The sequence below is a fragment of the Bacillus salacetis genome, assembly GCF_049177075.1.
GTDB classification, from domain to species: Bacteria; Bacillota; Bacilli; order Bacillales; family Bacillaceae_B; genus Rossellomorea; species Rossellomorea salacetis_A.
Window position 1 is genome coordinate 1,009,662 of record NZ_CP185377.1, and the last position, 14,015, is coordinate 1,023,676.

Sequence of the window (14,015 nt, forward strand, 5' to 3'; positions counted from 1 at the left end):
GCTTCAGCCTTTTTTCTTGTTGTTTAGTAAATTATAAAGTCTTAGTGTGTGGATGACGGAAGATTGATTTCTGCATCCAGCTCCAGCGGCCAGCGCCTAGCAGATTTCGGTCTCTCTCCTTGCGATAAGTCATCATCGAATCGCTGTCGCTCTTCGTGATTTATCTCATGCGAGAGCCCTCCAATCTGTACGGCGCTGATCGGCCGCTTGCACTTTTGGTCTTATTCCGTTGAAACAGATGGATCTGCTTGCTCTTTTGAAGGGATTACCTGAAGGAAGTGTTCACTTGGCGAGTCAAGTAGTTTCCTTAAGCTTTCCGCTTCTTCAGGCTGTTCAGCCTCAAGCACTTTGATGTAGCTGGATAGCAGTTCAGTGACATCTGCAAGTCCTTGTTCACTCAAAGGCTGAAGTTGAACTTTGGCGCCTTTTGCAATCCTTCTTTTCAATGCATCTTGTGTAAGTCCCATTTCAGGCTGATGACGAAGATAAACGACTCCGCCAGTCATACCTGCGCAAATCCAAGGACCTGGATCTCCGAGTACGAGTCCGCGGCCATTTGTCATGTATTCAAAGGCAAATCCTTTGATATTGGCGTTTGCCCCGATATTTCCATATTCCTTTGCAGGAATCGGCTTGGTGATGAGTCCGCCGATGATCATATCGGCTCCTGACAGCCTTATACCTGCACGTGCATCGGCATTCCCTTGAACCATTAGCAGACCTTGCTGGGCTCCATAACCAAAGCCTTTACCAGCTGAACCGTTAAAGAACAGGTTATTTTTTGTTCTTCCTTTCGTGACAGTGATAGAACCGCCATAGCTGGATTTACCAAGCCCATCCTGAGCACCGCCGCTGACGGAAATATTGATGCCATCAACGTTATAAGCACCAAGTCCATTTCCAGGAATGGAACAATCTTTATAAGAAAGCTGAACGGGCTGTAATTCGGAGTTCACATTCTGCAGCTTTGAACGTACCCGGTGTCCAGATGCACGGCTTCCCAGCACGCGCTGGTTTGAGATGACTCCCGAGAATTCTCTTGAAAGGTGAAGTTCTTCAACACTGCTGTCCAGATATCCTCCAGCTACTGCCTGAAGCATCTTCGGCTGCTCCAGGGATGCGGCAGCTTCTTTATGGAACTGTCCGATTTCCAATGGCTGCAACAGAGTTGATAAGTTCATGAATTCCTTGCCGCTTACCTGTTCTAATAGATCGGAACGACCGACTGCATCCTGAAGACGCTGGATTCCGATGGAGGCTGCCAAGGCTTTCAATTCTTCTCCAAAAGCAGTGAAGAGGTTAGTGAGGCCGGATACAGCAAGATCTAATTGTCTAGGTACGAAACGGCGAAGGCCATGGTCTTTTGCCTGTGCTTCAGATTCAATTTGAGTGGCGATCCCAACATGGCAGGTGTCAAGGTGACAGCCGCGGCAAGTCGTACAGCCAATCGCAATCATGGACAGGGTACCGAAACCGATGCGGTTGGCACCCAGGAGCATTACTTTCATAACATCCTGCATACTTTTGATTCCGCCATCAGCCCAGATTTCGACTGTATCCCTCAATCCGGCTTCAAGAAGTGCGTTATGAGCAGCTTTAACACCGATTTCGACAGGCAGGCCGACATGCTGAAGGGCATGTATCCGCGCTGCACCAGTACCACCGTCAAAACCGCTCAGGGTAACGATATCGGCACCCGCTTTGGCAATACCTACTGCAATCGTTCCGATATTAGGTACGACAGGTACTTTTACAGCAACTCTCGCCTGGTCATTGGCGGTTTTCAGCTCATGAATCATCTGAGCAAGGTCCTCAATCGAATAAATATCATGGTTATTCGAAGGCGAGATCAAATCAGACCCGATGGTTGCGTTACGTGCCTGGGCAATTTTTGCTGTCACCTTTGATCCTGGAAGGTGGCCACCTTCTCCCGGCTTGGCTCCCTGGCCGATCTTGATTTCAAGAAGGTTAGAAGAGTTCAGGAGTTCAGCATTGACACCGAATCGTCCGGATGCGATTTGCTGGCCGCGTGTTTTTGGGTATTTGCCGATCATGTCTTTGATCTCTCCGCCTTCACCATTCAGGCTGACCATGTTGAGACGGTCCGCAGCTTCCGCATAAGCCCTGAAAGCAATTTCGTTCTGGGAGCCGAATGACATTGACGCGATGGCAAATGGAAGACTGTGATCTCCTACGCTGATATCAACTTTTGAAGGATCAACCGTTTTCTCAGACTTTTTGAGAGAAGTTAAATGCCTGATGGTGACAGGCTTGGATTCTTCCTGCTCAGTGATCTTTTCCCTGTAGCCTGAATAGTCACCGGTTCGGGCCACATCACCGATCGCTTTCCAAATCCGCGGAAACAGATGGAAGCTCTTGGCGATTCTTTGTTTTTCATCGAAGTAATCAGCTGCTCTTTGTACAGCATCTTTCTTCATTTCATCAAAATTGAAGGCAAGACTTTCAGAACCAAAGAAGTTTACGATATTTAATGTCTCCGCAACCTCGTCGCTCAAGCCAATCGCAGAGAAGAGTCTTCCATAACCCCTGAGTTCATGGATTCCGATGGTTGAAATGACTTTCTCCAATCCTTTTTGAAGGGAAGAATACAAATTGACCACAGGTTCAATGGACTCATCTTCCAAGACTGTCAAGAACATATAGTAAGGGCTGATCACATCAGCACCGAAACCGTATGCGACGATGACATCATGAAGGGAGCGGATTGCTGCTGAACGAAGAAGCAGGGAACAGTCTCTTCGTAAAGAGACATCCGTCAGCCTCTGGTCAACCGCTGCCAGGACAAGGTGGGGATCCATCCACAGATTCCCGTCATGGTGAGAGTTGCCGTCATCAAGTACAAGCAGGCTCTTGCCGGAGGAAACGGCTTCCTGGGCTTCGTCTGCTAATCTATCTAAAGCTTCCTGAATCGTTTCATTCTCGGTGAATGTGGTAGAAATAAAGTGACACAGATTTTCTTTTTGGAAGAGATTCACAAGGCCGTCATAACTGGGCTGCTGCAAAATCTCTGAAGCCTGCCAGCCCGCCTTGCCCTCAATAACCAGAGGAGTCAACAATTCTACGGCAAGGTGCTTCTTGGATTTGCTGTTATAATGCGGTCTTTTGCCGATGATCGTTCTGGTAGAGAAGTGCTCCGTTTCACGGTCCCTGTCAATGGCGGGATTCGTAACGACTGCAACACTTTCCTTGATGAAGTCCGTCACATTCTTGCGATTAGGGTTAATGGCTGCAAGTGGTGAATCATGTCCAAGGGAGCGGATAGGTTCTGCACCTTTTTCTGCCATTTGTTCCAACAGCTGAACTTGTTCTCTTTCCCAGCCGAATGCATTATATTGTCCATTTTCAATGCTGGTAGGATAACTCATCATGATGTGTTTTGGAAGAGTAAGAGTTTCCAGCCTGTTTTTATAGCCTTTGAAATCGATTCTATTTTCAAAACGGTTATAGGTCTCAGCTTGGAAGTCGGTGTATTCAAATTTTTTAATCTTGTCATTCTCCCATGCGAACCCGACCTTTTCTCCAGGGGAAAGAGGTTTGGGATCTCCGGTGAATTCAGAAGATCTGATTACACCAGGTTCAGAAGCAAATACATAGGCGCTTTCGATTTCCACCATCCACAGCGGGCGCAGTCCCAAAGAGTCCACACTGAAGACAGCTTCTTCGCCGAATCTGGAGATGATGCCGGCAGGACCCTGGGCGAAATGGCCCCAAGTTTCTCTTAAATAGGTATAGAGGTCCTGAAGGTGGTCTGGATACTGCTTGATTTCATTAATGATTGGAGGAAATACTAACTCCATTGCTTCAAAGAGGGAGTAGCCATCCCTTCCAATCAGGGTTTCGATTGTTCTGTTCAGGTCCTGCGAATCACTGCCATTTTCAACGAGCGGTACATCAATCTTTTTCGCTTCTGCCCTTAGCTTGCTGATGGTATTGATTTCACCGTTATGGCCGATTACACTGAATGGCTGGACACGGAAAAAGTTGGACAGTGTGTTGGTTGAATAGCGGTTATGCCCCAGTGTCATAGTGGATGCAACCTTTGGGTGGGTCAGGTCTTTATAGTATTTCTGCAGGGAAGCACCTGCTCCCATCACTTTATAGACAACATGGTCCGGGCTAAGAGAAGAAACATGGATGGCGCTGTTTTCTTCAATTGAAGCCAGCAGGTCAAATAATTGTGTATAAGTCACCGCTTGCTCTTGATTTTCCGGAGCAAGCATTGCCACCTGCAGAAAATGAGGGTTCTCTTGAGCGGCAATTGGTCCCAAGGTGTCAGGCCTTGTTGAATCAAGATCAGTCAGCAATACTTCAAAACCTTGTTTCTCAAGCTTGTCAACAATTTCATGTTGCCCTTGGTTTACTGGAATTCCTTTAATGAAAAAGTGGCCGATAATGAATCGGGGCAATAGTGCTAGAGAGGAATCGATAGAAGCGGCTTCGAGCTTTTCGGACCAGACGGCTCTGGGAATATCTATATGTATACCAGCTCCATCTCCTTCACCGTTTATAAATCCTGCACGGTGGTCCATCGTGACCAAAGCTTCTATACAACGGTCAATATTTTCTCTTGTCGGGATTCTTTCTTTTTCGATTGATGCAACAATTCCGCATGCATCATGTGCACCATTATGGAAATCTTTAAAGAGTTCAGGACTCCATTGAGTTCGTTGATCTTTCAATAAAAGCACCTCCGTAAAAATTGCAGAATACATAACTAAATATTCTGAATACTAATTCCATAATATCACAAGAATTTTCAGAATTCAATTTTTTATTCAAAACAGTGGATGGTTATGTGATGAAACAGGTGAGAATCCCTCCTGTAAACGCTTACATATTAGGGTAAAATAAAAACAAGGAGGAAACCCTCCTTGTATATAGTTGAATTTTTATGCGTTATGAAGTTGTTCGAATGCATGATTAACAGCTTTGATCGTTTCTTCAATATCTTCCTCAGTATGAGCCGTAGTAAGGAACCAAGCCTCGTATTTTGATGGTGCAAGGTTAATTCCCTGATGCAGCATGAGGTTGAAGAACCTGGCGAACATTTCTCCATCAGTTGCTTCGGCCTGCTCATAATTTTCCACTTTTTCTTTAGTGAAGTAGAGAGTCAGTGCACCTTTCAATCGATTGATCGTTATAGGAGTGTTGAATTTTTCTGCTGCTTTAAGAATTCCACCTTCCAGCATTGCACCCAGTTCGTCCAGGCGTTCATATACTCCTTCTTCTTTAAGAACTTCAAGACAGGCGATTCCTGAAAGGATTGAAGCTGGGTTGCCAGCCATTGTGCCTGCCTGGTATGCAGGTCCGAGTGGTGCAACTTTTTCCATGATCTCGGCTTTGCCTCCATAAGCACCGATCGGCAGGCCGCCTCCGATGATTTTCCCCATTGCTGTCAAATCGGGTTTTACACCCAGCATATCCTGTGCTCCGCCGTACATGAAACGGAAAGCAGTGATGACTTCATCATAAATGACCAGGGCTCCTGCTTCATGGGAAATATCATTCACCTGCTGAAGGAATCCTTCCTTTGGCTCGACGATACCGAAGTTGCCGACAATCGGTTCCACGAGGATACCGGCAATCTGATCGCCCCATTTCTTCATTGCTTCTTTGAAAGGTTCTATATCATTGAATGGTACTGTTATGACCTCGTTGGCTATGCTTTTCGGTACTCCTGCAGAATCGGGAGTGCCGAGTGTGGAAGGGCCGGAACCTGCGGCTACAAGCACCAGGTCTGAATGGCCGTGATAGCATCCCGCGAATTTGATGATCTTATCGCGCCCGGTATAAGCTCTCGCTACCCTGATCGTTGTCATGACCGCTTCTGTCCCTGAATTGACGAACCGGACTTTATCCAGGTTCGGCATCGCTTCCTGCAGCATCTCGGCATACTTTACTTCGAATGGGGTGGGTGTTCCGTATAATACCCCGTTTTCAGCTGCTTTTGTGATTGCTTTCGTAATATGCGGATGTGCATGGCCTGTGATGATAGGTCCATATGCGGCAAGATAATCGATGTATTTATTGCCGTCTACATCCCAGAAATAGGCTCCTTTAGCTCGTTCCATGGCAACAGGGGAACCGCCTCCGACAGCTTTGTAAGAGCGGGAGGGGCTGTTGACGCCCCCGACGATCCTTTCTAGTGCTTTTTTATGTAAACGTTCAGAATTAGTGAAATCCATTTTGACCATTTCCTCCTTTATATTTCTAAATCTCTCAATCATTTTAGTACGATGGACGGGAATGCGCAAATTAAGGAAACCTTATGAATTGGCAAGCATCTTCCGCACTTCTTCACAGGGGGCTGTGTTACACTATTCCATGGTTTAAATTGAAGGAGGAGTATCAATGAGCAATGCTATAGAGGTTCACAATTTGCGAAAAGATTTTAAAGCCTACTCCAGCCGCTCTGGATTAAAGGGTGCTTTTCGTGACTTGTTCACGCGTAATTATAAAGTTGTTTCAGCAGTTAACGATATCAGTTTTACAGTAAAGCAAGGAGAGATGGTTGGATATATAGGAGAAAACGGTGCCGGCAAGTCAACGAGCATCAAGATGCTCACAGGGATCCTGACTCCAACATCCGGAGGGGTGACTGTCAATGGCATGAACCCTCATAAAGAAAGAGAGAAGTTTGTTAAAAGTATCGGCGTAGTGTTCGGACAGCGTTCCCAGCTTTGGTGGGATATCGCTGTTCAGGAATCTTTCCAGCTTTTAAAAAAAGTGTATAAGGTCCCGGATCAACAATATAAAGAACATATGGACCACGTGATTGAAACATTGGAGATTCAACCATTGCTGGACAAGCCTGTCAGGAAACTCTCCCTTGGACAGAGGATGAGATGCGAGCTGGCGGCAGCCCTTGTCCACAATCCACCCTTATTATTTTTGGATGAGCCGACAATTGGCCTGGATGTCCTCGTGAAACTAAAAATAAGACAGTTTCTGAAAGAAATCAACGAAAAATATAATACAACCATTTTGCTGACGACCCATGACCTTTCTGATATAGAGGCTCTTTGCGAAAGGGTGGTCATGCTGGATGAAGGAAAAATCATTTATGACGGTGCACTCAAAAACCTGAAAACGGAATGGGGAGAGCACAAGGAAATCCAGTTCCAATTCATTGACAGCCCTTCTGCAGAGGAGTTAAATGCACTAACTTCGAATTTAGGAGCAGAATGGCAGCTTGATGAGAAAGAAATGCGGTTCTCGGCAACGATTGAAGCCGATGAAAACAAAATCTCCGACTTGATCGGCCTTGTAGTATCTGCATATAAAGTCAGGGATATGAAAATCAAGGAAACGACAACAGAAGAAATCATCCGAAATATATATGAACAAGGGATTGTCGATATTAAACCAACTGAACGAGAAACAGTGAAGGTGTAGGGGGGATCGGCAATGTCAAAATATATCGAGATGATCAGGATCCGCTTTTTGATGATGCTTGCATACAGAACAAATTATTACAGCGGCATCCTGATTTACAGTATCAATATTGGTGCATATTATTTCCTCTGGCAGGCTATCTACGGTGGAAAAGAGGATATCGAAGGCCTTTCAGTCATCCAAATGACCACCTATATTGCGGTGGCCTGGATGGCGCGAGCCTTTTATTTCAACAATATCGACAGGGAGATAGCGGCGGAAATCAAAGAAGGTAAAGTTGCCGTGGAGTTGATCAGGCCATACAGCTATCTTGGAATGAAAACGATGCAGGGTCTTGGGGAAGGGATTTTCCGGTTATTATTCTTCTCGGTTCCCGGCATGTTCATTGTCGCCCTGGTATTCCCTATAGAGGTTTCGGCCAACGCCTCGACTTGGATGTTCTTTGCACTGTCCATCATTTTCAGTTTTATGATTAATACACAGATCAATCTGCTGACAGGGATCACTACTTTTTTCTTATTTAATAATGATGGATTAATCCGTGCGAAGAGAGTCGTGATCGACCTCTTTTCGGGTCTCCTGCTGCCTATCAGTTTCTTTCCGATATGGGCTCAAGATGCAATGAAGTTCCTGCCCTTTCAGAGCATCAGCTATGTGCCGAGTATGATATTCACAGAAGGCTATACCGGCTTTGAGGTATATGAAGCTCTGGGCCTTCAAATTGTGTGGGTGCTCGTATTGCTGATTCCAATCGGGGCACTATGGCAGATTGCAAAAAAACAGATGATCATTCAAGGAGGGTAAGAAGTGTTTTACCTATCAATGTTCTTCAGGTATGTTTCACAATATATGAAAACCAGATTGCAGTATCGGACAGACCTGGTGGTTGAGATACTTTCTGACCTTCTGTTTCAAGCTGTAAACCTCGTGTTTATATTGGTTGTATTCGGCCATACCCAATTATTGAGCGGCTGGACACGGGATGAAATTATATTTATCTATGGCTTTTTCCTTGTACCCTTTGCTCTTTTTTCAACTTTCTTCAATATATGGGATTTCAACGAAAGGTATATTGTAAAGGGGGAGATGGACAGGATTTTGACGCGTCCGATTCACAGTCTCTTCCAGGTCATTCTGGAAAGGATGGAGCTGGAGTCACTATTCGGTGTAATAACTGGACTGGTGATTATGTTTTATGCCGGAAACAATCTTGGCTTATCAATCGGATGGCTGGATCCGATTCTTTTTGTGTTGTTTACAGCCGGCGGTGCCCTGGTATATGCGGGGATCTTCATTTCCCTGGCCAGCATCGGCTTCTGGTCGGATGCGAAAACGTCCATCATGCCGATGATGTACAATATCGGGAATTACGGAAGATACCCGGTCGATATCTATAATAATGTCATCCGTTTTGTGCTTACATGGATATTGCCATTTGCTTTCGTAGGGGTCTATCCGGCAGCCTATTTCCTAGGCAAGGAAGAATGGTTTACCTTCTCCTACATCACTCCATTAATTGGTGCTACATTCTTTGCACTTTCTATCTTCCTATGGAATGAGGGGGTAAAGAGGTACCGCGGAGCTGGGAATTAGGGTTTTATATATACCTAAATATTTTTCATCAAACATCTCCTTATTAAAGGGGATGTTTTTTCTATGAGAACAACATTTTTCAGGTTGTCCTCACGTAAGATGGAAAGACAAGGTCTCCCGTATAAAGGATGATGGACAATGATATATATTTTAATTGCTGCCATAGCTATATGTATGATATTAAGCCTCAGAACACTTTTCTTCCCTTCAAAGTGGAGGGAAAAGCACCTTTCCATTAAGAACTTTCTATTATTGGGGATTTCCTATCTGGTGCTGATGGTCGGATTCGGTCTGGTCTATGTCCTGTTGGAAGTGGAAGGGATCGATTTGCTGATAGAAGGCGGAGACGTAATCCAGGGAGATTTCCTTGACCATTTGTTTACGTGTTTATATTTCAGCGGTGTCACCCTTTTTTCTGTAGGGTATGGTGATGTAACCCCCATCGGGATCGGCCGGGGGATTGCCCTCATCGAGTCCTGGCTGGGATACACCATCCCTGCTGCATTTGTGATAAAGACATTTTTTATAGAAGGGGATCATACGAGGAAGACAAATGGTTGAGCCTTGATGTCATTTTGGGTAAGCTAAAAGTAACCAAAGTGATAGGAGGAGTTTGGATGACAGTCGAAACAGGCAAACAAGCACCACAATTCCAATTAGAAGCGAGTAACGGTGAGACAGTAAAACTTTCGGATTACAAAGGCAAGAATGTGGTTCTATATTTCTATCCAAAGGACATGACACCAGGCTGTACTACAGAAGCATGCGATTTCAGGGACCAGCATGAAGAGTTTGAAGGCCTTGATGCAGTGATTTTGGGAGTGAGCCCTGACCCAAAGGATAAACATGAGAAGTTTGTTGAAAAGCATGGACTGCCTTTCCTGCTGCTTGTGGATGAAGATCATAAAGTGGCGGAAGATTACGGAGTGTGGAAACTGAAGAAAAACTTTGGTAAGGAATATATGGGGATCGAACGGTCAACATTCATCATTGATAAGGAAGGCAATATCTCAAAAGAGTGGAGAAAAGTAAAAGTGAAAGGGCATGTGGAGGATGCGTTGGAATACATAAAAGAAAATCTCCAATAAAGCCTATTTTTACTAAGAGGAGGCTTTTGTCCATTCACTTTCCTTTCATTTACATAGATTAAAGTAGGGCATACCTCCTCAAATAAGTCTCGGAACTTTAACGGCTGCAGCGTGCGGCCGTTCTTTTTTATTGTTAAGCGGAAAGCTCCTGATTATATGACTATAATTCTGTACTAACCAGAAAGTTGGGCTTCAAATGAATAAATGATAAAATATTCTTACAATGACAAAGGTATGAAAACAGAGGTGCAGGTATGAAGATACTATTTACGTTTCTTCCGTCAGAAGAGATGGCGGAAGAATTAAAAGCCGGTTTCAAAGGCTGCGAATTTGAATTTCATAGAGACATTCAGTCTGCTTCGAGATGTTTAACGGAGGCAGAAGTACTCGTTACTTTTGGAGAAGATCTGACAGAAGACCATATTGTTCAAGCCAGGCAGCTGCGCTGGATTATGGTTATATCTGCCGGATTGGAGTTAATGCCCCTGGAAATGATCAAGGAAAAAGGGATATTGGTGACCAACGTGAAGGGAATCCATGCGATTCCGATGGCAGAGTTTGCATTTGGCCTGATGCTTCAGCATGCCAAGCAGCTTGCGAAGATCAGAGAAGAAGTTAAACAGGGGCTATGGCAAAGGGAGGTTCCAGGATTAGAGTTATGCGGGCAGAACCTGCTTGTTCTGGGGGCGGGTGCCATTGGGGGCGAGATTGCCAGGCTCGGAAAAGCTTTTAGGATGAATGTTTCAGGAATTAATACGAGTGGTAAAATAACGGAAAACTTTGATGATATGTACACGCTGGATGAGATGGGAGGAGCTCTTGGAAAAGCAGATTATGTCATATCAATCCTCCCCAGTACAAAAGAGACCAGGTACATACTAAAAAAGGAACATTTTCAACGTATGAAGTCTTCAGCAGTATTCATAAACATAGGAAGAGGGGACTTGTTCAAAAGCTCAATTCTTATCGAAGCCCTGAAAAATGGTGAACTTGCACATGCTTTCCTTGATGTGTTTGAAACTGAGCCGCTTGAAGAGAATCATCCTTTTTGGAGGATGAACAAGGTGACGGTCACGCCTCATCTTTCAAGCAGGACAAAACAATATCTTCCGCGTTCTTTTGCTATTTTTAAAAAGAACCTGACAACATATACTACTAATGGAAATGACTATATAAATGAAATTGATACGGAAAGAGGGTACTAAAAGATGAAAATCTATACAAAAACCGGTGATAAAGGAACAACATCATTAGTTTACGGACAGCGGGTTTCGAAAGCAGACAGGAGAGTAGAGGCATATGGCACCTGTGATGAAGCGAATTCTTTGATTGGCCTTGGGTTAAGCTATATCAAGAATGAGTATTTTGATGGACGGGATGAATTCCAATCTGTCTTCCATAAAATTCAGACGACGCTGTTTCATGTGGGAGCGGAATTAGCTACACCAGCAGGAAAAGAAGTGAAGTGGAAAGTGACAAATGATGATGTGGTTGAGCTTGAAGCGACCATCGACAAGTGGGATTCAGCGCTGACACCTTTATCTAACTTCATCCTGCCGGGGGGACACCCTGCCGGTGCAGCACTACATACTGCCCGGACAGTGGTCCGCAGGGCGGAGAGAGAAGCGGTAAGTGTTGAAGAGGAAGTTAATCCATTAGTGTTATCTTACTTGAACCGCCTGTCGGACTTTCTGTTCGTGGCGGCAAGGTATATTAATAATCAGCTCGGAGAAAAAGAGCAAAATCTTCATCAAGGGAATTAATGATGAGATTTATTGACAAAACAGGTCTTTCGTTAGTACACTAATTATAAACATTATAAAGTAAGAATCTTTATGGAATAGAGGTGCATGACGATGTCAGATGTCCAATTGAAGGAAGCGATCGACACGCTGAAAGAAACTGGAGTCCGTATTACTCCCCAACGTCATGCGATTTTGGAATATTTGATACATTCTATGGCGCACCCAACTGCTGATGATATTTATAAAGCATTAGAAGGTAAGTTCCCGAATATGAGTGTAGCGACAGTCTATAATAACCTGAGGGTTTTCAGGGAAGTGGGACTTGTAAAAGAGTTGACCTATGGAGACGCATCAAGCCGTTTTGATTATGTGACATCAGATCATTATCATGTTATATGCGATGAATGCGGGAAAATAGTCGACTTCCACTATCCGGGGCTGGACGAAGTCGAACAGCTGGCTTCACATGTCACTGGTTTCAAAGTTCGCAATCACAGAATGGAGATATACGGAACCTGCGATAACTGCAGTGCCAATAATGAACATTAAAAAAGGAATTGCCGCGAATTTCGGCAATTCCTTTTTTAATGCTCTCTTATAATGAATATCCAATTTAAGCAGGTACTGCTTTGACTTAATTGGACGGGGTCTCACCCTTTTTATTATAATCTTCGTTGAATTCTCTTCCTTCCAGGTTCCTGTCGAGCGTCAGCGGCTCATTACAATACATGCACATGTCCACGCGGCCGAGAACCTTTGTCGGTTTTCCGCAATTGGGGCATACAACCTGGACTGCTTTCGTGGAAAGCATCCCGATCCAGAAATAAACCACAGTACTTGCAATGATAGCGAGTAATCCGAGGAGCATGAAGATCGTCATAACAATTGGGTGTTCTCTAAAGAAAATTCCGCCATACATAATAATGAAACCTATGAAAATAAGGCTTAATGCAAACGTGCGGATTTTATTAATTTTACTGGAATATTTTTTGGCCATTGTTGTCCCTCCTAAAAAAATACTATACCATATTTATTTGGGAATGAGTGTTTTAATATGAGTTTGTCGAAATTTGACTACAAAAGAGGAAGGATATTTTTTATTGCCGTCGAAATAGTAACCCAATGAATGTAAGTGGAGGAATTATAAGATGGAGGATATTTTACGACCCATATACCAAGAAAGAGCCAGCCATCCCAATACCCTGGGTGTGTTGATGATTGATCAAAGGCAAAAAGCAAGTCCGCTGACAGATACGTTTGACATCGTCTTATTGATTATAGTGAAGGAATCTGAAACACCTGTTTTTGTTAAACATTATTCTTATGAACAGCAAAAAGCTGCCTTGCATATTGTTAGTGAGGAGAAGTTGAAAGAATGGATGCTCCTTGGAACGAACAGAAAGATTGTTGAATGGTTGTTTAATGGAAAGATCATTTTTGACAGGAATGAATATATCAGCAACTTGAAAATGGAATTAAGGGACTTTCCGTTCTATGGAAGAAAAATAAAGATAGGACTGGAATTCTCAAAGTTAATCAGAAGATATCTGGATGGAAAAGCGTTCTTTGAAAACAAGCACTATCTTGATGCTTATAACCATGTAGTCCATTCACTGCATCACCTTGCCAGGCTGGCTGTCATAGAAAATGGGTTCCACCCAGAGGTGACAGTATGGAATCAGGTGAAACAAATCGAGCCGGAAATATTTAAATTATATGAAGAACTCATAAATAGTGAGGAGAACCTTGAAAAAAGGCTGGAACTATTATTCCTTGCAAGTGAATTCCTCATTCATTCAAGGTTGAAAATTGGATCAGAGCATCTGGTCAGCATAATGAATGAAAAAGAACAATGGAGTTTCAATGAATTGCAGGAGCACGAGGAAATCCAGCATTACTCTGTAGATCTAAGTGTATTGATTGAGTATCTTACAGAAAAGAATATCCTGGAAACAGTTAATTTGGAAACGAAGGGGCAAGGTTTGTTCCATAGATATTACAGGGTTCCTACAAAATTATATTAAAATATTAAAAATGTGTTGACTTAACTAATGATCCTTGTTATATTAATAAACGTCGCTGCTGAACGAAATTACTTTTTTGGTCAGTGGCGACTGAATTACACAAAATAACATCTTAAAAACTTCTCAAAAAAACTTTTAAAAAGTTATTG

12 protein-coding genes are annotated in these 14,015 nt (G+C 43.6%); 9 read left to right on the forward strand and 3 right to left on the reverse strand.

From position 1 onward, the window contains the following. Nucleotides 1-221 precede the first annotated feature (221 nt). Both ACOJQI_RS05080 and ACOJQI_RS05085 read right to left on the reverse strand, forming a co-directional pair. Nucleotides 222-4,733, reverse strand: a complete 4,512-nt coding sequence (locus ACOJQI_RS05080; RefSeq protein ID WP_421383948.1) for a glutamate synthase-related protein — start codon at nucleotides 4,731-4,733, stop codon at nucleotides 222-224. A 177-nt stretch (nucleotides 4,734-4,910) separates the two neighbouring features. Then, complete coding sequence (locus tag ACOJQI_RS05085) at nucleotides 4,911-6,206, reverse strand: glutamate-1-semialdehyde 2,1-aminomutase (protein WP_421383949.1); 1,296 nt, start codon at nucleotides 6,204-6,206, stop codon at nucleotides 4,911-4,913. 166 nt (nucleotides 6,207-6,372) lie between these two features. Between ACOJQI_RS05085 and ACOJQI_RS05090 the strand changes: the two genes are divergently transcribed. The 8 genes from ACOJQI_RS05090 (at nucleotide 6,373) to perR (ending at nucleotide 12,391) form a co-directional block, all read left to right on the forward strand. Further along, nucleotides 6,373-7,416, forward strand: a complete 1,044-nt coding sequence (locus ACOJQI_RS05090) for an ABC transporter ATP-binding protein (protein ID WP_421383950.1) — start codon at nucleotides 6,373-6,375, stop codon at nucleotides 7,414-7,416. A 12-nt stretch (nucleotides 7,417-7,428) separates the two neighbouring features. After that, nucleotides 7,429-8,220 carry an ABC transporter permease gene (locus ACOJQI_RS05095; protein WP_421383951.1) on the forward strand — a complete coding sequence of 264 codons (792 nt, stop codon included), beginning with the start codon at nucleotides 7,429-7,431 and terminating at the stop codon, nucleotides 8,218-8,220. 3 nt (nucleotides 8,221-8,223) lie between these two features. Beyond that, nucleotides 8,224-9,009: an ABC transporter permease gene (locus ACOJQI_RS05100; protein WP_421383952.1), complete on the forward strand. Its 786-nt coding sequence runs from the start codon at nucleotides 8,224-8,226 to the stop codon at nucleotides 9,007-9,009. Between the two features lie 138 nt (nucleotides 9,010-9,147). Continuing rightward, a complete protein-coding gene (locus ACOJQI_RS05105; RefSeq protein WP_421383953.1) occupies nucleotides 9,148-9,570 on the forward strand; it encodes an ion channel in 423 nt (140 codons plus the stop codon). A gap of 56 nt (nucleotides 9,571-9,626) precedes the next feature. Further along, entirely contained in the window at nucleotides 9,627-10,097 is a 471-nt protein-coding gene (gene bcp, locus ACOJQI_RS05110; protein WP_421383954.1) for a thioredoxin-dependent thiol peroxidase, read from the forward strand. A gap of 254 nt (nucleotides 10,098-10,351) precedes the next feature. Continuing rightward, complete coding sequence (locus ACOJQI_RS05115; RefSeq protein WP_421383955.1) at nucleotides 10,352-11,302, forward strand: D-2-hydroxyacid dehydrogenase; 951 nt, start codon at nucleotides 10,352-10,354, stop codon at nucleotides 11,300-11,302. Between the two features lie 3 nt (nucleotides 11,303-11,305). Beyond that, complete coding sequence (locus ACOJQI_RS05120) at nucleotides 11,306-11,860, forward strand: cob(I)yrinic acid a,c-diamide adenosyltransferase (RefSeq protein ID WP_421383956.1); 555 nt, start codon at nucleotides 11,306-11,308, stop codon at nucleotides 11,858-11,860. Nucleotides 11,861-11,953: 93 nt separating this feature from the next. Then, nucleotides 11,954-12,391 carry a peroxide-responsive transcriptional repressor PerR gene (gene perR, locus ACOJQI_RS05125; RefSeq protein WP_421383957.1) on the forward strand — a complete coding sequence of 146 codons (438 nt, stop codon included), beginning with the start codon at nucleotides 11,954-11,956 and terminating at the stop codon, nucleotides 12,389-12,391. Between the two features lie 85 nt (nucleotides 12,392-12,476). On the opposite strand, the gene ACOJQI_RS05130 is transcribed toward perR, so the two are convergent. Beyond that, the gene (locus ACOJQI_RS05130) at nucleotides 12,477-12,839 is read right to left on the reverse strand and encodes a YgzB family protein (RefSeq protein WP_421383958.1); all 363 of its coding nucleotides are present in this window, start codon (nucleotides 12,837-12,839) and stop codon (nucleotides 12,477-12,479) included. Between the two features lie 151 nt (nucleotides 12,840-12,990). Between ACOJQI_RS05130 and ACOJQI_RS05135 the strand changes: the two genes are divergently transcribed. Further along, nucleotides 12,991-13,866, forward strand: a complete 876-nt coding sequence (locus tag ACOJQI_RS05135; protein ID WP_421383959.1) for a nucleotidyltransferase-like protein — start codon at nucleotides 12,991-12,993, stop codon at nucleotides 13,864-13,866. Nucleotides 13,867-14,015: the final 149 nt, after the last annotated feature.